Below are 18614 nucleotides of genomic sequence, written 5' to 3' on the forward strand. Positions count from 1 at the left end.
TTTAAATGTGGCGCCGTTGCATTTTAGCCAGCCTCGATCGTGAGGCCTTCCCTTCGCTCGGATGAAATTATGGCGAAAGTTCCGTCACAACGCGGAGATTCGTCGGTGGCGAAGAAAAAGAACGGGCCGATTGAAGTAACCGAGCTGATAGCGACAGCGATGCGAGAAAATTGCAACCACCGATAATATCATCGCGGAAGGAACTCCTCCCGATGAGGTATTCTGCGGGGTCGATCCGGTTACTCCGCCGCATTCGCCGTCGTCGGTTGCGGCATCTTCGCTTCACCGGCGCGGGGCAGCTGCACAGGTTTCAGCATGATGGCCGCCACAAGGCCGATCAGGGCAATAGCACAGGAGGTCATGAAGAGCGGAGAGAAGGCGGCGGCATAGACATCGGCGACAGCCTGGCGGCTTGCTTCGGGAAGGGCGGCCATCATCTTCGGCGTCAGCTGCTCGATATCGATAACACCGGGAATGGAGACGCCGACCTTGTCGAGCTGAGAGGCGATGATGGCGCCATAGATGGAAATGGCGATCGATGCACCTCCCATGCGCGACAGCGTCACCGAACCGGTGGCGGCGCCGACATCGCGGGCCGGCGCTGCATTCTGTACGCCGATGATGGGAACCTGCTGGGCAAGGCCGATGCCGATGCCATGCAGCATCATGATCGCCCCGATGAAGGCGATCGGCGTTCCCGCGTGGATCTGCGACATCAGCGCAAAGGCGATGGCGCTGCAGGTCAGGCTTGCGATGGCAAAGGGCTTGTAACGCCCCGTTTTTGAGATGATGCGGCCTGCGGACAGCGATCCGCAGACGAGGCCGCCCGTCAGAAGAATGAAGAGCGCGCCGGCGGCAGAGGGCGAAAGGCCGGTGGTGGTCTGCAGGAAGAGGGCGAGATAGTTGACCATGCCGATGGCGATGGCGCCGCCCATGATCGACATCACCAGGAGCAGGCTGAATGTCGAATTGCGAAAGAGCTGTAGGGGAACGATCGGTTCCGGCGCGCGGCGTTCGACGAGCACCCAGGCGACGGCGCAAACGATACCGAAGGCGATGATGACGATGCTCTGTGGCGAGACCAATGCGCCGAAGAGTTCGCTGCTGTCGGTGGCAAGCACGATGCTGGTCGTCGTCAGGGCGAGAAGCAGCGCACCGGCATAATCGATCTTGGGCCGGCGATGCGGTTTGCGATAGGGCAGCATCACGGCAAGGCCGGCAAGTGCGATTAAGCCGATCGGCACGTTGACGAGGAAAATCGAGCGCCAGCCGAAAAGGTCGCTCATCGTGCCGCCAAGCACCGGTCCGATCGCACCTGACGCCATCAACACGAGGCTGGAATAGCTTTGGTAGCGGGCCCGCTCGCGCGGCTCGAACAGATCGGCATTGACGGAGAAGATCGACACCATGATGCCGCCGCCGCCAAGGCCCTGTAGCACGCGGGCGGCGATCAGCGTGTTCATGGAGACCGCAAGGCCGCAGACCGCCGAGCCGACAGTGAAGATCATGATCGCCGTCATCATCACGTATTTGCGCCCGAAGAGATCGCCAAGCTTGCCATAAACCGGCATGACGGCGCTCAGCGACAGCAGATAGGCCGAGCCGATCCAGCCGAAGCGCTCCAGATGGCCGAACTCGCCGACGATCGTTGGCAGCGCCGTGGAAACGATCTGATTATCTAGTGTCGCCATGAACATGGCCGTCATCAGGAAGAAGAAGAGGATGAGCCGGCGACGAGGATCCGTCACGAGCGGCGCAGGCGCGAGTTGCATATCCATGGAGCATCATTCCGGGTTGGGTAGATTTTTATGTGCTAACAGCATGTATTTGTCAATGGCACATTAATGACATCGGCATATTCAAATTCCGCCGCGGCTCTGTTATGGTCCCGGCATGAACGAAGTGCTGACCAAGACCATTTCCACCGAGCCAGAGCCGGTTGAGGAAAACGTGCCTCGCATCGGCCGGAGCATGGGGCGCATGCGGTTGATGACCGGGCGGCGATTGATCGGCCGGCTGGCGATCCAGAGTGCTGCACCGGGCCTTGAACTTTCGCATCTCGACGTGCTCGATGCGGTGCGGAGGGCAAAGCCTGCCGGCGAGGTCACCGTCGGCATGATCGCGGAGATGCTGCGCATCGATCCGTCACGGGCTAGCCGGGTGGTGGCCGACATGGTCGGGCGGAACGTGCTGCGCCGCGAAGCTTCGCAGGCCGATGCGCGACGGATTGTCGTTGTCATGACCGAGGTCGGCCAGAATCTGCTGGCCGAGATCGTCGCGCAGAAACTCGCGATCATCTCCGAGATCGTCTCCGACTGGCCTGAGCAGGATGTCGCTCGTTTCGCAATGCTTTTCGAGCGTTTCATCGGCGGTTACGAGGCGGTCTTCCGGTCGCGCGACAAGGATACGCCGGGCTAGAGCATGATGCCGAAAAGTGTGTGCGGTTTTCGGGCGACATCCTGTTCTAGTGGCGCTCGAAGGGAAATGGCGCCGATCCGCCGGCGCCCCTTCCCCTCGACCCCCGGTTTGCGCTAAGGGCAATGCCCATGAGCCCATCCACCTTCACCATTCTCCTCGGCGGCGAACTCAGCCTGACGGAGCGCCTGCGCCAAGCCATCGGCGGCAGCCGTTCCATCGCGGCCGATGGCGGCATGCGGCATGCGGTGGCACTCGGTATCGAGCCGGAGCTCTGGGTCGGCGATTTCGATTCGACGCCTGATGATCTCGAGGGTGCCTTTCCCGATGTGCCGAAACAGCCCTATCCCGCGGCAAAGGCGGCGACGGATGGCGAAATCGCCGTGTCGGAAGCGATCGCGCGGGGTGCGCGGCGGCTGATTCTGGCCGGTGCGCTTGGCGGCGAACGCTCGGACCACGCGCTTCAGCATCTGCTGTCGGCCGTCAGTCTGGCGGAGGAGGGTTTCGACGTGCTGCTGACCTCGGGCAAGGAAGAGGCTGTGCCGCTGCTTGCCGGGACGGTCGAGCTGGATCTTCCCAAGGGCAGCCTGTTTTCCGTGCTCGGGTTCAGCGAGCTGACCGGGCTTTCCATCGAGAATGCGCGTTATCCGCTGGCCGATTTCCATCTGCCTTTCGGCTCGTCGCGCACCATTTCCAATGTTGCGGAAAGCAAGATTCGCTTTTCGCTCCGCAGCGGCCGGGCGATCGTGCTCGCCAGGCCCTATGATCTTTCCGGAGTCTGATTTTTGGCCCCTCCCATTCTGAAACTCGACGATATCTTCCTGAGCTTCGGCGGCGCACCGCTGCTGGCGGGTGCTAGCCTGCAGATCGAGCCCGGGGACAAAATCTGCCTGGTCGGGCGCAACGGCTCGGGAAAATCGACGCTGCTGAAGATCGCCGCCGGCCTGGTCGAGGCGCAGTCTGGCGAAGTCTTCCGTCATCCTTCCTCGACGGTGCGCTATCTCGAACAGGCGCCGGATTTTGCCGGCTTCAACACCGTCCAGGCCTATGCCGAAGCCGGTCTCGGGCCGGGCGACGACCCTTATCGCGTCACCTATCTGCTGTCGCATCTCGGGCTGACCGGCGAGGAACATCCGAGCATGCTGTCCGGCGGCGAATCGCGCCGGGCCGCCCTTGCCCGCGTGCTGGCGCCGGAGCCCGATATTCTCCTGCTCGACGAGCCGACCAACCATCTCGACCTGCCGACCATCGAATGGCTGGAAGGCGAGTTGCAGAAGACGCGCAGCGCCCTGGTGCTGATCTCGCACGACCGACGTTTTCTCGAAAAGGTCTCGACGGCAACCGTCTGGCTCGACCGCGGCACCTCGCGCCGGCTCGACAGGGGATTTTCGCATTTCGAGGCCTGGCGCGACCAGGTGCTGGAGGCCGAGGAGCTGGAGCAGCATAAACTCGGCAAGGCGATCGAGCGCGAGGAGCACTGGCTGCGTTATGGAGTCACGGCGCGGCGCAAGCGCAACATGCGCCGCCTCGGCGAGTTGCAGACGATGCGCTCGAATTATCGCGGCCATAAGGGGCCGCAGGGCTCGGTGCAGGCGACGGCTTCGGACGCGCAGGAATCCGGCAAGCTGGTGATCGAAGCTCACAAGATCACCAAAAGCTTCGGCGACCGGGCAATCGTCACGCCCTTCTCGATCCGCGTGCACCGCGGCGATTGCATCGGTCTGGTTGGGCCGAATGGTGCCGGCAAGACGACGCTCTTGAAGATGTTGACAGGTCAGCTTTCCCCGGATAGCGGCACGATTAAGCTCGGCACCAATCTGGAGATCGCCACACTCGACCAGAAACGCGAGGATCTCGATCCCGAGGATACGCTCGCCAACTACCTGACGGATGGGCGCGGCGAAAACCTGCTCGTCAACGGCGAACAGCGTCATGTCACCGGCTACATGAAGGAGTTCCTGTTCCAGCCGGAACAGGCGCGGACCCCGATCAGAAGCCTTTCCGGCGGCGAGCGCGCCCGGCTGATGCTGGCGCGGATTCTCTCGCGCCCTACGAACCTGTTGATCCTCGACGAACCGACCAACGATCTCGATATCGAGACGCTCGACCTGCTGCAGGAAATCGTCGCCGGTTTTCCCGGCACCGTCATTCTCGTCAGCCATGACCGCGATTTCCTCGACCGCACCGTGACCTCGACGATCGCACCTGCCATGGCGGACGCACCTGACGGCCGCTGGATCGAATATGCCGGCGGCTATTCGGACATGCTTGCGCAGCGCAAGGGCGCAATCGAGGAGCGCAGGCGGGCCGAGAAGGCGGCGGAGAGGCCGAAGACCCAGGAGGCAGCGTCTTCTGCTGGAAGTTCGAGGGGCAAGCTTTCCTTCAAGCAGAAATTCGCGCTGGAAAACCTGCCGAAGGACATGGCGAAAGCCGAAGCCGAGATCGCCAAGCGCGAACAGGTGATGGCCGATCCCAATCTTTTCACGCGCGATCCCGCAGCTTTCAACCGGCTTGCCGTCGAGATGGAAAAACTACGCGCCGGCCTGATGAAAATGGAGGAGGAGTGGCTGGAGCTCGAAATGCTGCGCGAAGAGCTGGAAGGCTGAGGCTTCGCAAACTCGCAGTCTCACCTTTCCTTGATTGGCCAGTGTATCGACGCGCGGCATAGAGTGTCGCCCGGCAGCTGGGGATAGCGCCGATAGCAATGGCGACAAGGAAAAGTCATATGTCTCGCAAGGCCTATTCCAAGATTTTCACAGCACTTGCCGCCGGCGGTCTTGTCGCGATTGCGCTATCGCAGGCCGCACAGGCGCAGGATGGCAACCGCGTTCGCGTTCGTGGCACCATCGAAAGCCTCAGTGGCGATAGTCTCGTCGTCAAGACGCGCGAAGGCAGCGATGCGATAATTACGCTGAAAGCCGGCTGGAAAGTCGGCGGTATCAAAAAAGCCTCGGTCGAGGATATCAAGCCCGGCGATTTCGTCGGGGTCGCCTCGTTTCCGAAGGGCGCCGGCCCTGACGGGGCGATCGAGGTACTAATCTTTCCGGCGTCGATGAAGGGGACCGGCGAGGGCAACCGTCCCTGGGATGCTCAGCCGAACAGCCAGATGACCAATGCGACCGTCAGCAATGCCGTCAAATCCGTCGACGGCCACACGATCACCCTGACCTATCAAAGCAAGGAAAAAACCATCACGATTGCCGACGGCACGCCGATCGTGACCTTGGCGCCGGCGACCAAGGACGATCTGAAGGCCGGCGCCAGCGTCATCGTCACCGGCGAGAAGGCGGCAGACGGCAGCATCTCGGCCAGCCAGGTGGCCGTCGGCCTGAATGGCATCACGCCGCCGATGTGACCAGCGTGAAATTCAAAGTGATATAGTGTCTATCGGACGCACGGCGCTCTACAGCGCCGGCGCGGGCATGGCGGCAGCGCCGGTACTGGCGCTGGTGCCGGTCTGAGCGAATTGCTGTTGCTGCTGCGGTTCCTCAGATCTTGCCGGCAGCGCCTGCAGATGCAGCACGCGCGGCTTGAGCGCCTCGAGATAGGCCTCGGAGCGGCCGATGTAAATCATGCCGCTTTCCGGCATGGAGGTCAGCAGTTTGGCCATCATCTCCTGCCATTCCGGCTCCATGCCTTCCAGCACTTCGTCGAAGATGATCCAGCGCGGGCGCACAAGAAGCAGACGGGCAAAGCCGATCGCCTTCTGTTCATCGCTGTCGAGCAGCTTGTCCCAACGGGCGCGGGTATCGAGCCTTGCGATCAGCGAATGCAGGCCGGCTCTGTCGAGGGCCGTCTCGACAGCGGCTCGCTCGTAGGCATCAGGACTTGCGGGAAAGGCCAGCGCCTCGCGCAGCGTGCCGCCGGGAACATAAGCGATCTGCGGGACGAACAGCATGTCGTCGATCGGCGGCAGGCCCATCGTGCCGCTGCCGCACGGCCAGAGGCCGGCCATCGCCTGGAAGAGTAGCTTGCGGTTGACGCTGTGATCGCCGTTGATCATGATTTTTTCGCCGGCCTTGATCACGACATCGGTTTCACGCAGGCGGAAACCGCCGCATTCGTCGATCTCTTCACCGATCTTGGCAACGATCACCACATCCTTCAACGTCAGCGTGTCGGGCGCGGTGTTTTCATAGGCGATGCCGTCCTTCTGGGCGAATTCCTCCTCCATGTCGAGCAGCGCCTGGCGGAAATCGGTGACGCGCATCAGTGTCGCGCGCCATTCGGCGATCGGGCCAAAATTGGCGACATACCAGCGCAGCGCCGTGTTGACCTGATTGAAGGCGCCGACCGACATCATCAGCTGGCCGAGGGTGAGGCCGCCGGAGAAATAGGCGGGGGCGGCGACGATGATCGGGATGACGATCACCAGCCAGCCGTAGCCGGCCGAAACCCAGGTGAGGTTGGTATTGGCCATGGCGAGCCGCTTGACGACCCTCAGTACCGAGCTGATATCGGTGTTGATGCGCCGGCGCTCATTCTCCTCGCCGCGGGCAACGGTGATTGCCGGCATGTTCTCGTTGGCGTGCATCAGCGTGAAGCGAAGCTCGGCCTCCTTCGAGAAGCGGTCGGCATTCAGCTTGACCAGTTTGCGGCCGACGACCTGGCTCAGCACCGAGGCGGAGGCGGCGTAGAAAATCGCCGCCCAGACCATGTAGCCGGGAATGGAGAAGCTGTGGCCGCTGATGTGGAAGATGAAGCCGCTGGAAAGCTCCCAGAGCACGCCGATGAAGCTCACCAGAAGAATGGTCGACTGCAGCAGGCCGAGAACGAGCCCTGTCGTGCTTTCGGCGAGGTTGCGGGAATCCTCATGCAGGCGCTGGTCCGGATTGACGCCGATCAGACCGCTCGAAGCAAGCCGCAGTGCCCGCTTGCGCTTCAGCCACTGATCGACGAGGTCGCGCGACAGGCCCTCGCGCATATAGAGCGCGGTCATCTGATTCAGCCATGCCTGCAGCACGTTGAGCAGCAGCAGCGTGCCGGCGATCATCGCGAAGATTTCGAGCTGGTGGAAGAATTCACCGAGATCGCGGCGCTCCAGCGAGTCGTAGAAGGGAGCATTCCACTGATTGAGGATGACCTGGCCGTAGGACGTCAACAGGATGACGAGGATCAGCACGGTCGCCAGAAACAGCACCTTGCCACGCACTTGCGAATTCCAGAATGCGGAGAACATAACCCCGAGGCGATTCGTCAGGCTGAGATCATACCCCACCCTATCGTGCCTTCGGATGCCCGGCCTCCCCTCGATCTTATCTGCCATTACGCTTTTCCAACATCGCCCATGCTTACCATTATTAACATGGTGGCGTTACCGGTCTATCAACAGATTCTATCAGTCATTAAACTGTGATGATGCTTGCATGCATCGCTCCTGCGTGCATTCGGCAGTTGATTCGCGGTCCGACTGGGGCTAATTAAAGCTCCGTGGTGATTTGGCCGGCCGGCTTGCAGCCACGTTAAAAAAGTCGCTAAAGGGCCGCGTGCGGACCGGTAGCGATTTTTTTCGCCGCCGGTTTTTTGTTTTTTTGATCGAGTGACCGCAATGCCCATCAAGATCCCCGATACGCTGCCCGCCTTCGAAACCCTGGTTCAAGAGGGTGTGCGGGTGATGACCGAGACGTTGGCGATCCGTCAGGATATCCGACCGCTGCAGATCGGGCTGCTCAACCTTATGCCGAACAAGATCAAGACCGAACTACAGATAGCCCGACTCGTCGGCGCCTCGCCACTGCAGGTCGAGCTGTCGCTGATCCGCATCGGCGGCCACAAGGCGAAGAACACGTCCGAAGATCATCTGCTCGCCTTCTACCAGACCTGGGAGGAAGTGAAGCACCGCAAGTTCGACGGTTTCATCATCACCGGGGCGCCGATCGAGCTTTTGCCCTATGAAGACGTCACCTATTGGCCGGAAATGCAGCAGATTCTCGACTGGACGGAAACGAACGTGCATTCGACGATGAACGTCTGCTGGGGCGCGATGGCGGCGATCTATCATTTCCACGGTGTTCCGAAATACGAGTTGAAAGAAAAGGCCTTCGGCATCTACCGCCACCGGAACCTGAAGCCATCCTCCATCTATCTCAACGGCTTTTCCGACAATTTCGAGGTGCCAGTGTCGCGTTGGACCGAGGTGCGCCGCGCCGATATCGAGCCATCCGAAAGCCTGGAGATCCTGATGGAATCAGGCGAGATGGGTGTCTGCCTCGTGCACGAAAGGAGGGGGCGGCGGCTCTACATGTTCAATCATGTCGAATATGATTCCACATCGCTTTCCGACGAGTATTTCCGCGACGTCAACGCCGGCGTGCCGATCAAGATGCCGCACAACTACTTCCCGCATAATGATCCGGCGCTGACGCCGCAGAACCGCTGGCGCAGCCATGCGCATCTCCTGTTCGGCAACTGGATCAACGAGATCTACCAGACGACCCCCTTTGATGTGGAGGAGATCGGCACGGACCTCTGAAGCGTCGGACTGCGCCTCGGCCGATGCCGGGGCGTTTCTTCTGATCCGACCGGTTGCGGTTTGGAGCAAATGCGGGCAGGTTCCGCTCCTGAAACCGAAAGCGTTGTGGGTCTTTGTGACGCACAACGCTGAAAAACTTTGAATGAGAATGGACGGTCGATCATGTCGGATAAGTTGGAGCGGGAAGTTTTCGGGCAGACGAAGGCAGGCGAGACCGTCTATCGCGTCGAGATCAAGGGCGGCGGGCTGACGGCCAAGATCATCACCTGGGGCGCGGTCATCCAGGATCTGCGTCTTAAGGGACATGAGGCCCCACTGCAGCTCGGTTTCGACGATTTTGACAGCTACCCGCTCCATTCGGCCTATTTTGGCGCGACGCCGGGCCGCTGCGCCAACCGTGTCGGTGGCGGCGCCTTCACGCTCGACGGCAAGGACTGCCAGCTCGAGCTGAACGAAAATGGCGTCACCCATCTGCATGGCGGCAGCGACAATATCGCCAAACGCAACTGGACGGTCGTCGAGCATGAGGTCGACCGGGTGGTGCTGAAGATTGTCGATCCCGATGGCCGCGCCGGCTATCCCGGCAATTGCACCATCCAGGCAACCTTCTGGGTGCACGGCAACGGCGAACTGTCGGTGATCTATGAATCGACCAGCGACCAGCCGACGCTCGCCAATGTCTGCCAGCACGCCTATTTCAATCTCGACGGCCGTGAAGATGCGCTTGGCCACGACATCATGATCGCTGCCGACCACTATCTGCCGACCGACGAGAAACAGGTGCCGACCGGCGAGATCCGTTCCGTCGAGGGCACGGAATTCGATTTCCGCGAGATGGCGCCGATGAAGCGTTTCGTCGGCAGCGAACAGGCCTTGTACGACCATAATTTTTGCCTGTCCGGCGAGCGCACCGCCAAGCGCAGCGTCGCGCTTGCCCGCAGCCTGTATTCCGGTGTGTCGCTGGAAGTGCGCAGCACCGAGCCGGGCGTGCAGTTCTATGCCGGTTTCAAACTGGATACCGGCGCTCCCGGCATCGGCGGGCGCAAGTACGGCCCGTTTGCTGGCTTCTGCCTGGAGACGCAGGTCTGGCCGGATGCCGTCAATCACCAAGGTTTCCCGAATGCGGTGCTGCGCCCCGGCGAAGTGTTGCGCCAGGAGACGGACTATATCTTCACCAAGAGCTGACGTCTTTTTCAGACGCACGGCTCTATGGACGCACGGTTGTCAAATTCTAAAGCGCGTCGCATCAAATTTGATTCATGCGACGCGCTTTAGTCCTTTGTTTTTATGCATGTCGTTATCCCGGAACCGCTGCGCCCTTCTGGGCGACATGCATCAGTGCTATGAACCTCTCCGGTCTCCGGGGAGGTTTTTTCTTGGCCGGGTGCGATTCCGCCTTGTGGATTGGTTCTAGATAGGTTCTATTGTGTGCTTATGGATAGAACCAGTCTGATAGCGGAACTGAACAACCGCGGCCTGCGTGACGAGGCGTTGTCCGGCCCGCTCTATAAGCGGCTGGCGCAGGCGCTGACCGGCCTTATTCAGGAAGGCCTGCTGAAGCCTGGCACGGCGCTGCCAGGGGAGCGCGACCTTGCCGAGGCCTTGAAGCTCGGCCGTGTCACCGTGCGCACCGCCTATCGCGATCTGATGGCTTCAGGTGCACTGGAATCGCGCCACGGAAGCGGTACCTTCGTATCGAGCAGAGTGGAGCGTATGGAGCAGTCGCTCTGGCGGCTTTCCTCCTTCTCCGCCGACATGCGTTCGCGTGGGCGTCTGCCAGCCGCGCGGATCTTGTCGCGGGCGGTCAATACGCCGTCGCCGGAGGAATCCTTCCTGCTGGGCCTTGGCGGCGACGAGCCGGTGTTGAGGCTTGACCGGCTGCGTCTCGCCGACGGCCTGCCGCTTGCGATCGAACGCGCCGTGGTGCCGATCAAATTCTTAGGCGGCGATCCCGGCGGCGAGGGGTCGCTCTATGATGCGCTGGCGGCCAACGGTCACAAGCCCGTACGTGCGCTGCAGCGGCTGACCGCAGTTACGCTCGATCCGTCCTCAGCGGCGATCCTGAACGTCAAATCAGGCGCGCCGGCGCTGCTGATCGAACGCGTCTCGCGCCTGGAAGACCAGCGCGTCGTTGAGTACACCCGCTCGCACTATCGCGGCGATGCCTATGATTTCGTTGCCGAATTGAGAATCGGAGATGACCTATGAATGAGAACCAGTCGTTGATGCTGCAGGAAGCCGGCCAATCCCCAGAGGTGGTGGCCACGCTTCTCGAAAAGGAAAAGCCGGCCTTTGCCGAGATCGCCCGGCTGTTTTCGTCCTCCCGCCCGAGCGTGGTAACGACGGCGGCGCGTGGCTCCTCGGACCATGCCGCCACCTTCTTCAAATACCTCTTCGAGATCACCTGCGGCGTCCCGGTCGCCTCGGTCGGCCCGTCGATCGCTTCGGTCTACGGTGCCGCGCTGCATCTGAAGGGGGGTGTGCATTTCACCGTCTCGCAGTCGGGTGCAAGCCCCGACATCATCGCATTGCAGGATGCGGCCAAAAGGGGCGGGGCGACGACGATTGCCGTTGTCAACGTCGCCGACAGTCCGCTTGGCAAGCAAGCCGATATCGTTCTCGGGCTTAATGCCGGCGCGGAAAAGAGCGTCGCGGCGACCAAATCCTTTATCGCTTCCGTCGCCGCCCTTGCCGGCGTGACCGTTGCGGTCGGCGGCGCGTCCGACCTACAGGCTGCGCTTGGCAGGCTGCCGGAGGCGCTTTCGGCAACCGCCGGGATCGACACGGCGGCAGCCGAGGAGGTGCTTTTCAATGCGACCTCGCTCTATATGGCCGGCCGCGGCCCGGCCTTTGCAATCGGGCTCGAAGCGGCGCTGAAGGCCAAGGAAACCTCCGGCCTGCATGCCGAGGCCTTCTCGCTGGCGGAACTGATGCACGGCCCGATGCGCCTGGTGCAGCCGGGCTTTCCGATCATCGCCTTTGCGCCCGACGATGCGGCCTTCGTCAACAACGTTCAAGCGCTGGAGCGCCTGCAGAAGCTCGGCGCCACCACCGTCGGTTTCTCCACGCAGCCGCTTTCCGGGGTCAATCTGCGCGTGCCGACGACGGGCAATGGCCTTATCGATCCGCTGGTGTCGCTGCTCGTCTATTACCGGCTGATCGAGTCGGTGACGCGCCGCAAGGGCTTCGATCCCGACAAGCCGGCGAACCTGCTCAAGGTGACGGAGACGGTCTGATGGTCCGCAAGATCTTCATCGGCGCCCGCATCTTCGATGGCGAGCGCTTCCATGACGAGAAAGCACTCATCGTTGCCGACGGCCGCGTCGAGGCGATCGCTGCTGGAAACGATCTGCCGGACGGCGAGACGGTGACGCTTGCCGGCGGGGTTCTGTCGGCCGGCTTCATCGATGCGCAGGTCAATGGCGGCGCCGGGCGGATGCTGAACGACGAGCCTTCCGTCACCTCGATGGAGATCATCGCTGCTGGACACCGGCCCTATGGCACGACATCGCTCTTGCCGACGCTGATCACCGACACGTCCGAGGCATCCATTGCCGCAATCGAGGCCGCCAAGGAGGCGGTGAAGGCGAACCGTGGCGTCGCCGGCTTGCATCTCGAAGGCCCGCATCTGGCGCCTGCGCGCAAGGGTGCGCATCTGGCCGAACTGATGCGGCCGGTCGAGGATCGAGACGTCAAGGCCTTCATCCGGGCACGCGAGGCGATCGGCACGCTGCTCGTCACCATGGCTGCCGAGCAGGTGACGGTTGCCCAGGTGCGTGAGCTTGCCGAAGCCGGCGTCACCGTCAGTATCGGTCATTCCGATTGTTCGAGCGAGGCAGCGGAACAACGTTTCGATGCCGGAGCGCGCGGCGTCACGCACCTCTTCAACGCCATGAGCCAGCTCGGACACCGTACCCCCGGTCTCGTCGGCGCGGCGATCGATCATCCCTCGATCTGGTGCGGCGTCATTGCCGATGGTCACCATGTCGATCCGAAGGCTTTGCGCACGGCGCTGCGTGCCAAACGCGGCGAAGGCAGACTGTTTTTCGTCACCGATGCGATGTCGCTCGTCGGGTCGGAGAAGGATTCGTTCACGCTGAACGGGCGCGCCGTCCGGCGCGAACGGGGCGGGTTCTGCTCGAAGCTGGTACTATCCGACGGCACGCTGGCCGGTTCCGACGTCGACATGATCTCGACGATTCGCTACGGCGTCACCTATCTCGATCTGACGCTGGCCGAGGCTTTGCGCATGGCAACGCTTTATCCCGCCCGCTTTCTCAGACTGGGCGATCGCGGCCATCTCGCACCAGGCGCGCGCGCCGATCTCGTGCATCTCACCGATGCGCTCTCGGTCACCGCCACCTGGCTCAGCGGCGAAGCGGCTTGACTCAAGGAGAAGTGGGATGACTGACATCACGGATGCCTATTTCTCCAACCTGATCGGCCGGCTGGAAGAATTGAAGCAGACGCTTGCCGAGCCGATGGCGCAGGCGGCGGCGGTTATCCTCGATGCTGCCCACGGCGACAAGCGCGTCTATGTCTTCGGCACTGGCCATTCGCATATGCTGGCGGAAGAGGTGCACTATCGTGCCGGCGGGCTCGCCTTCACCGTGCCGGTGCTCGTCGGCTCGGCGATGCTGCATGAGGGTGCGGTCATCAGTTCGGTCTATGAACGCACGCAGGGCCTGGTTCGGCCCATGTTGGAGCGTTACGGCATGCAGCCGGGCGATGTCATCATCATCGCCTCCAATTCGGGCGTCAATGCCGCGCCGATCGAAGCCGCCGACTACGCGCGAGAAATCGGCGCAAAGGTGATTGCCATCACTTCGATCGCCTATTCCTCAGCGATCGCCAATGGCCGCCGGCGGCTCGCCGACGCGGCCGATGTGGTGCTCGACAATGGGCTGCCACCGGGTGACGCCGTTCTCGACCTCGAAGGCACGGGGCTTCGGGTCGGGCCGGTCTCGACGGCGGTCGGGGTGACGGTCATCAATGCGATCTTCGCCGAGGTCGCCTCCGAGCTTTCGAAATCCGGCGATGCGCCGGTTTATCTCAGCGCCAACATGCCGGGTGCAGCCGAGATCAACCAGAAGCTTGTCCAGAAATACCGGCCGCGCAACCCGCATCTCTGATCAGCATTGTTGGCGGCGGACACAAAAAAGCCGGTCGGAACCGGCCTTTTGTATGGAATGAACCAGGGATCAGTCCTTGGCGCGTTCGACGTAGGAATTGTCTTCCGTCGCGATGACGACGCGAGTGCCGGCATTGATGTGCGGCGGCACCATGGCGCGCACGCCGTTCGACAGGATGGCCGGCTTGTAGGAGGACGATGCCGTCTGGCCCTTGACGACCGGTTCCGTCTCGGTGATCTCAAGCGTGACGTGGCGAGGCAGCTCGAGTGCCAGCGGAAGGCCTTCATAGATCGAGAGGATGCAGGACATGCCTTCCTGCAGATAGACCTTCTGATCGCCCATAGTGTCGACATCAACCACGACCTGATCGTAGTTGCTCGGGTTCATGAAGTGGAAGCCTTCGCCGTCTTGATAGAGGTACTGGAAGGACACGTCCTCGACGAAGGCGCGCTCGACCTGTTCGGTGGTGCGCCAACGCTCAGCAACCTTCACGCCGTCAACGATGCGGCGCATGTCGACCTGGGTGACCGGCGTACCCTTGCCCGGATGAAAGTTCTGAGCGGTGAGAACGACGTAAAGCTTGCCGTCGACGTCGAGAACGTTGCCCTTGCGGACCGAAGAGGCGATGACCTTGACCATAAGACTTCCTTGTAACTCGGCTTTCGGCGTCGTAGAGAACTGCCGAGACGCCTCGAAGACGCAAATATTTTTCTTTGGGGGCGCAACTAACCTAAAATCCGGGAAATAGCCATCCCCATACCGGCTTCTCCGGCGAAGAAAGCTTGGAATGAACTCTTCGGCGAAAGTGTCCCCCTGGTGGAACCCGTCCGTACACGCCGATCGCCGTCCGTTCCTGATCGGGCGCAATGCGATCCAGGCGGCGTTGCGCGGGTTTTTCGCGCGCGAGGATTTCATCGAGGTGGATACGGCGGTGCTGCAGATCTCCCCGGGCAACGAGGCGCATCTGCATGCCTTCGCCACCGAAGCACTGACGACGGACGGGCAAAAGGCGCCATTCTATCTGCACACCTCGCCGGAATTCGCCTGCAAGAAGTTGCTTGCGGCGGGTGAGGAGCGCATCTCGTGTTTTGCCCATGTCTATCGCAATCGCGAGCGCGGGCCGCTGCACCATCCTGAATTCACCATGCTTGAATGGTATCGGGCCGGCGAAAGCTACGAGAGCCTGATGATGGATTGTGTGCGGATCCTGGCGCTCGCGGCCGAAACGGTAAAGACTGAAAAACTTGCCTATCGCGGTGGCGAAAGCGATCCCTTCGCCGGTCCGGAGCGGATTGGCGTTGCCGAAGCATTCGAGCGTCATGCCGGCATCGATCTTCTCGCCTCGGTCGCCGCCGACGGGTCGACCGATCGCGATCATCTGGCGGCAGAGATGAAGCGCGCCGGCATGCGTGTTGCCGATGACGATGGCTGGGCCGATCTGTTCAGCCGGGTGCTGGTCGAAAAGATCGAGCCGCATCTCGGCTTCGGCCGCATCACCATCCTCGACGAATATCCGATCTCGGAGGCTGCACTTGCGCGTCCCTCGCCACGCGATCAGAGGGTTGCCGAGCGGTTCGAACTCTACGCCTGCGGCGTCGAGCTTGCGAACGGCTTCGGCGAGCTCACCAATGCCGCCGAACAGCGCCGGCGGTTCGAGATCGAAATGGCCGAGAAGGCGCGTGTCTACGACGAAACCTATCCGATCGACGAGGATTTCCTTGCCGCAGTTTCGCTGATGCGTGAGGCAAGCGGCATCGCGCTCGGCTTCGACCGGCTGGTGATGCTCGCGACGGGAGCATCGCGCATCGATCAGGTGCTCTGGGCGCCGGTTGCGGAGTACGGAAGATGAATGCCGTCAAACCGCTCAAAAGCGTCGACGATCTGGTGATGGCAGGGCTGGTCGCGCCCGCCGATCGCGCAACGCTCGAGCAGGTTGCGGCGCGTTACGCGATCGCGCTGACACCTGTGATCAGCGAGCTCATCGACCTCACCGATCCTGATGATCCGATCGCACGGCAATTCGTGCCTGACATAGCCGAACTCACGATCGCCCGAGAAGAACGCGCCGATCCGATCGGCGATCATGCCCATAGCCCCGTCGAAGGCATCGTTCACCGTTATCCCGATCGTGTGTTGCTCAAAGCCGTGCATGTCTGCCCGGTTTATTGCCGCTTCTGCTTCCGGCGCGAAATGGTCGGGCCGCAGGGCCTCGGCACGCTCGATGCGGCGGCGATGCGGGCAGCCTTCGATTACATCAGAGATCACGAGGAGATTTGGGAGGTCATCCTCACCGGTGGCGATCCGCTGGTGCTTTCTCCACGCCGCCTCCATGACATCATGGAGGCGCTTGCCGGGATCGCCCATGTCAAGATCGTGCGATTCCACACTCGTGTTCCTGTTGTCGATCCCGGGAAGATCGATGCGGCAATGATCGCCGCGCTGAAGGCTAGCGGCAAAACGGTCTATGTGGCGCTGCATGCCAACCATGTCAGAGAACTGACGGCGGAAGCGCGTGCTGCCTGCGCCCGCCTCGTCGATGCCGGTATCGCCATGGTCAGCCAGTCGGTGCTGCTCAAAGGCGTCAACGACGATCCCGACGTGCTTGCGGCGCTGATGAAGGCCTTCGTCGAAATCCGCGTCAAACCCTATTACCTGCATCATCTTGATCTGGCGCCCGGCACCGGCCATTTCAGAGTGACGATCGAAGAGGGACAGAGGATCGTCGCCGCGTTGCGTGGGCAGATTTCCGGTCTCTGCCAGCCGGCCTACATCCTCGATATACCGGGTGGTCACGGCAAGGCCGTTGTTAGTGGAAGCGCCATCCGGGCTAGCGGTGACGGGTGTTATTCCGTCTCGGATTATCGCGGCGGCGAACATTCCTATCCGCCCGCGGATTGACGCAAACGGGTGCTTTTCGTGTCATTTCTGTACTCGCTGCGCTCCAAACTGCGGCGTCCGTCGCGCTCGAAACGAGTTTAAACGACTGATATAAAACTATTATTGCCGCTTGCATCGAAATGGTCGCTAAAATTCTAACTGTGAGCGCTAATCATATTTAACCCAATAAATTAGCGGAATTTTCTGTTTTCCGCACTAAAAGAACGCTCATGACAAGGCGATGAACGCCGGTTCGGGATCATGAGAATCTTGGAGTGATGGGATGCATAAGACAATCCGCGACCTCGTAGCCAAATACGGCAAACTTCCTGCGTCGATCGACCAGGTCGCCGACGATGCCGATCTTTATGCGGCCGGTCTGACATCCTTTGCTTCGGTGCAGCTGATGCTCGGCATCGAAGAGGCGTTCGACATCGAATTTCCCGACAATCTCCTGAACCGCAAATCCTTCGCGAGCATCTCGGCCATCGCCAGGACCGTCGATCTCATCCGGGACAGCCGGAAGGTCGCCTGATGAACTTCCCCGTCAAGATCATGCAGGACGGTCTTGTCGCTCGGGTCGCACGCGTCGCCGAAATCGCAGCGAAACACGCCGATGCGGTCGACGTCGAAGCCCGCTTCCCTAGCGAAGCCGTGGATGCGATGAAGGCCGAAAGGCTGCTCGGCATCCAGGTGCCGCGCCAATTCGGCGGCGAATCCGCCTCGATCACCGAGATCGCCGAATTGTGCTCGATGCTCGGCCAAGCCTGTGCGGCAAGCGCCATGGTCTTCGCCATGCATCACATCAAGCTGTCGAGTATCGTTGAACACGGCGCCGACAGCGAATGGCACCGCGGCTTCATGCGCCGCATTGCCGCCGAGCAGTTGCTGATCGCATCGGCCACCACCGAAGGTGGTATCGGCGGAAACCTTCGCAACAGCATTTGCGCGGTCGAGGTCGATGGTGACACCTGCCGCCTCGAAAAGGATGCGACCGTCATTTCCTACGGTTCACATGCCGACGCCATTCTCATCACCTCGCGTGCCCATGCGCAGGCGGCTTCCTCCGATCAGGTGCTGACGGCCTTCCTCAAGGACCAGTACACGCTCGAGAAAACGCATGTCTGGAATACGCTCGGCATGCGCGGCACCTGCTCCGACGGATTCCTCTTCAAGGGGCAAGCGTCGGCGCATCAGATCCTGCCGAAGCCTTTCGCGGAGATCGCCGCGCAATCCATGCTCGCCTCCTCGCATCTGTTGTGGAGCGGCGTCTGGTACGGCATCGCGGTCGACGCCGTCGTCCGCGCCCAGGCTTTCGTGCGCGCTGCCGCCCGCAAGGCGCCGGATGCGCAGCCGCCGGGCGCGCTGCGCCTGGCCGAGGTTTCGAACCTGCTGCAGATGGTGAAATCCAATGTGGTTGCCGGCCTCAAGGCCTATGAGGATGCCAAGGTCGATGTCGACCGGCTGTCTTCGATGGGATTTGCGGTGGCGATGAACAACGTCAAGATCGCCTCGTCCGAGACGATCCTGGAGATCGTCAACCACGCCATGCTGATCTGCGGCATCATGGGCTACAAGAATGGCACGCCCTTCAGCCTTGGACGCCATCTGCGCGACGCGCACTCCGCACAGCTGATGATTTCGAACGACCGCATCCTCGGCAATACGTCGAGCATGCTTCTTGTCCATAAGCAGGACACTAGCCTACTGGGGTGACA

The 18614-nt window shown here is 61.5% G+C and carries 17 protein-coding genes and 1 riboswitch; of the genes, 14 read left to right on the top strand and 3 right to left on the bottom strand.

From position 1 onward, the window contains the following. Positions 1–239 precede the first annotated feature (239 nt). The gene (locus tag HJB83_RS12975; RefSeq protein ID WP_207582222.1) at positions 240–1778 is read right to left on the bottom strand and encodes an MDR family MFS transporter; all 1539 of its coding nucleotides are present in this window, start codon (positions 1776–1778) and stop codon (positions 240–242) included. Positions 1779–1893: 115 nt separating this feature from the next. Here HJB83_RS12975 and HJB83_RS12980 point away from each other — a divergent pair, with 115 nt between their 5' ends. From HJB83_RS12980 to HJB83_RS12995, 4 genes are all read left to right on the top strand, one after another. Further along, positions 1894–2418: a MarR family winged helix-turn-helix transcriptional regulator gene (locus HJB83_RS12980; RefSeq protein ID WP_207582221.1), complete on the top strand. Its 525-nt coding sequence runs from the start codon at positions 1894–1896 to the stop codon at positions 2416–2418. A gap of 122 nt (positions 2419–2540) precedes the next feature. Further along, positions 2541–3197, top strand: a complete 657-nt coding sequence (locus tag HJB83_RS12985; protein WP_207582220.1) for a thiamine diphosphokinase — start codon at positions 2541–2543, stop codon at positions 3195–3197. Between the two features lie 3 nt (positions 3198–3200). Continuing rightward, the gene (locus HJB83_RS12990) at positions 3201–5021 is read left to right on the top strand and encodes an ABC-F family ATP-binding cassette domain-containing protein (protein ID WP_221131630.1); all 1821 of its coding nucleotides are present in this window, start codon (positions 3201–3203) and stop codon (positions 5019–5021) included. Positions 5022–5140: 119 nt separating this feature from the next. Continuing rightward, positions 5141–5770 carry a hypothetical protein gene (locus HJB83_RS12995; protein WP_221131631.1) on the top strand — a complete coding sequence of 210 codons (630 nt, stop codon included), beginning with the start codon at positions 5141–5143 and terminating at the stop codon, positions 5768–5770. A 48-nt stretch (positions 5771–5818) separates the two neighbouring features. On the opposite strand, the gene HJB83_RS13000 is transcribed toward HJB83_RS12995, so the two are convergent. Then, a complete protein-coding gene (locus HJB83_RS13000) occupies positions 5819–7681 on the bottom strand; it encodes an ABC transporter ATP-binding protein/permease (protein ID WP_221131632.1) in 1863 nt (620 codons plus the stop codon). A gap of 154 nt (positions 7682–7835) precedes the next feature. Further along, positions 7836–7913: riboswitch (SAM riboswitch) on the top strand. Positions 7914–7963: 50 nt separating this feature from the next. On the opposite strand from HJB83_RS13000, the gene metA reads away from it, so the two are divergent. The 6 genes from metA to HJB83_RS13030 all read left to right on the top strand — a co-directional run bounded on the left by metA (position 7964) and on the right by HJB83_RS13030 (position 14019). Continuing rightward, positions 7964–8887, top strand: coding sequence for a homoserine O-succinyltransferase (metA, locus tag HJB83_RS13005; protein ID WP_221131633.1), 924 nt, complete (start codon positions 7964–7966; stop codon positions 8885–8887). Positions 8888–9049: 162 nt separating this feature from the next. Then, entirely contained in the window at positions 9050–10072 is a 1023-nt protein-coding gene (locus tag HJB83_RS13010) for an aldose epimerase family protein (protein WP_207582215.1), read from the top strand. A gap of 249 nt (positions 10073–10321) precedes the next feature. Continuing rightward, on the top strand, positions 10322–11095 hold the full coding sequence (locus tag HJB83_RS13015; protein WP_207582214.1) for a GntR family transcriptional regulator: 774 nt from the start codon (positions 10322–10324) through the stop codon (positions 11093–11095). Next, a complete protein-coding gene (locus HJB83_RS13020; RefSeq protein ID WP_221131634.1) occupies positions 11092–12123 on the top strand; it encodes an SIS domain-containing protein in 1032 nt (343 codons plus the stop codon). Before HJB83_RS13015 ends, HJB83_RS13020 begins: the two co-directional genes overlap by 4 nt. Next, entirely contained in the window at positions 12123–13274 is a 1152-nt protein-coding gene (gene nagA, locus HJB83_RS13025) for an N-acetylglucosamine-6-phosphate deacetylase (RefSeq protein ID WP_207582212.1), read from the top strand. The genes HJB83_RS13020 and nagA overlap by 1 nt, the downstream gene beginning before the upstream one ends. Positions 13275–13290: 16 nt before the next feature. Then, on the top strand, positions 13291–14019 hold the full coding sequence (locus tag HJB83_RS13030; protein WP_207582211.1) for an SIS domain-containing protein: 729 nt from the start codon (positions 13291–13293) through the stop codon (positions 14017–14019). A gap of 69 nt (positions 14020–14088) precedes the next feature. Here the strand turns inward: HJB83_RS13030 and efp are convergent, their stop codons facing one another. Beyond that, positions 14089–14658, bottom strand: a complete 570-nt coding sequence (gene efp, locus HJB83_RS13035) for an elongation factor P (protein ID WP_207582210.1) — start codon at positions 14656–14658, stop codon at positions 14089–14091. 148 nt (positions 14659–14806) lie between these two features. On the opposite strand from efp, the gene epmA reads away from it, so the two are divergent. From epmA to HJB83_RS13055, 4 genes are all read left to right on the top strand, one after another. Further along, on the top strand, positions 14807–15868 hold the full coding sequence (epmA, locus tag HJB83_RS13040) for an EF-P lysine aminoacylase EpmA (protein WP_221131635.1): 1062 nt from the start codon (positions 14807–14809) through the stop codon (positions 15866–15868). Further along, a complete protein-coding gene (locus HJB83_RS13045; RefSeq protein WP_221131636.1) occupies positions 15865–16917 on the top strand; it encodes a lysine-2,3-aminomutase-like protein in 1053 nt (350 codons plus the stop codon). The genes epmA and HJB83_RS13045 overlap by 4 nt, the downstream gene beginning before the upstream one ends. A gap of 262 nt (positions 16918–17179) precedes the next feature. After that, a complete protein-coding gene (locus HJB83_RS13050; protein WP_209880691.1) occupies positions 17180–17431 on the top strand; it encodes an acyl carrier protein in 252 nt (83 codons plus the stop codon). After that, positions 17431–18612 carry an acyl-CoA dehydrogenase family protein gene (locus HJB83_RS13055; protein ID WP_221131637.1) on the top strand — a complete coding sequence of 394 codons (1182 nt, stop codon included), beginning with the start codon at positions 17431–17433 and terminating at the stop codon, positions 18610–18612. The genes HJB83_RS13050 and HJB83_RS13055 overlap by 1 nt, the downstream gene beginning before the upstream one ends. Positions 18613–18614: the final 2 nt, after the last annotated feature.

The organism is Rhizobium sp. NZLR11 (genome assembly GCF_019685115.1).
Taxonomy (GTDB): Bacteria; Pseudomonadota; Alphaproteobacteria; order Rhizobiales; family Rhizobiaceae; genus Rhizobium.

Coding starts and splice junctions, on each gene's coding strand:
- HJB83_RS12975 (WP_207582222.1), bottom strand. CDS start 1,778: ATGGATATGCAACTCGCGCCTGCGCCGCTCGTGACGGATCCTCGTCGC.
- HJB83_RS12980 (WP_207582221.1), top strand. CDS start 1,894: ATGAACGAAGTGCTGACCAAGACCATTTCCACCGAGCCAGAGCCGGTT.
- HJB83_RS12985 (WP_207582220.1), top strand. CDS start 2,541: ATGCCCATGAGCCCATCCACCTTCACCATTCTCCTCGGCGGCGAACTC.
- HJB83_RS12995 (WP_221131631.1), top strand. CDS start 5,141: ATGTCTCGCAAGGCCTATTCCAAGATTTTCACAGCACTTGCCGCCGGC.
- HJB83_RS13000 (WP_221131632.1), bottom strand. CDS start 7,681: ATGGCAGATAAGATCGAGGGGAGGCCGGGCATCCGAAGGCACGATAGG.
- metA (WP_221131633.1), top strand. CDS start 7,964: ATGCCCATCAAGATCCCCGATACGCTGCCCGCCTTCGAAACCCTGGTT.
- HJB83_RS13010 (WP_207582215.1), top strand. CDS start 9,050: ATGTCGGATAAGTTGGAGCGGGAAGTTTTCGGGCAGACGAAGGCAGGC.
- HJB83_RS13015 (WP_207582214.1), top strand. CDS start 10,322: ATGGATAGAACCAGTCTGATAGCGGAACTGAACAACCGCGGCCTGCGT.
- HJB83_RS13020 (WP_221131634.1), top strand. CDS start 11,092: ATGAATGAGAACCAGTCGTTGATGCTGCAGGAAGCCGGCCAATCCCCA.
- nagA (WP_207582212.1), top strand. CDS start 12,123: ATGGTCCGCAAGATCTTCATCGGCGCCCGCATCTTCGATGGCGAGCGC.
- HJB83_RS13030 (WP_207582211.1), top strand. CDS start 13,291: ATGACTGACATCACGGATGCCTATTTCTCCAACCTGATCGGCCGGCTG.
- efp (WP_207582210.1), bottom strand. CDS start 14,658: ATGGTCAAGGTCATCGCCTCTTCGGTCCGCAAGGGCAACGTTCTCGAC.
- epmA (WP_221131635.1), top strand. CDS start 14,807: ATGAACTCTTCGGCGAAAGTGTCCCCCTGGTGGAACCCGTCCGTACAC.
- HJB83_RS13045 (WP_221131636.1), top strand. CDS start 15,865: ATGAATGCCGTCAAACCGCTCAAAAGCGTCGACGATCTGGTGATGGCA.
- HJB83_RS13050 (WP_209880691.1), top strand. CDS start 17,180: ATGCATAAGACAATCCGCGACCTCGTAGCCAAATACGGCAAACTTCCT.
- HJB83_RS13055 (WP_221131637.1), top strand. CDS start 17,431: ATGAACTTCCCCGTCAAGATCATGCAGGACGGTCTTGTCGCTCGGGTC.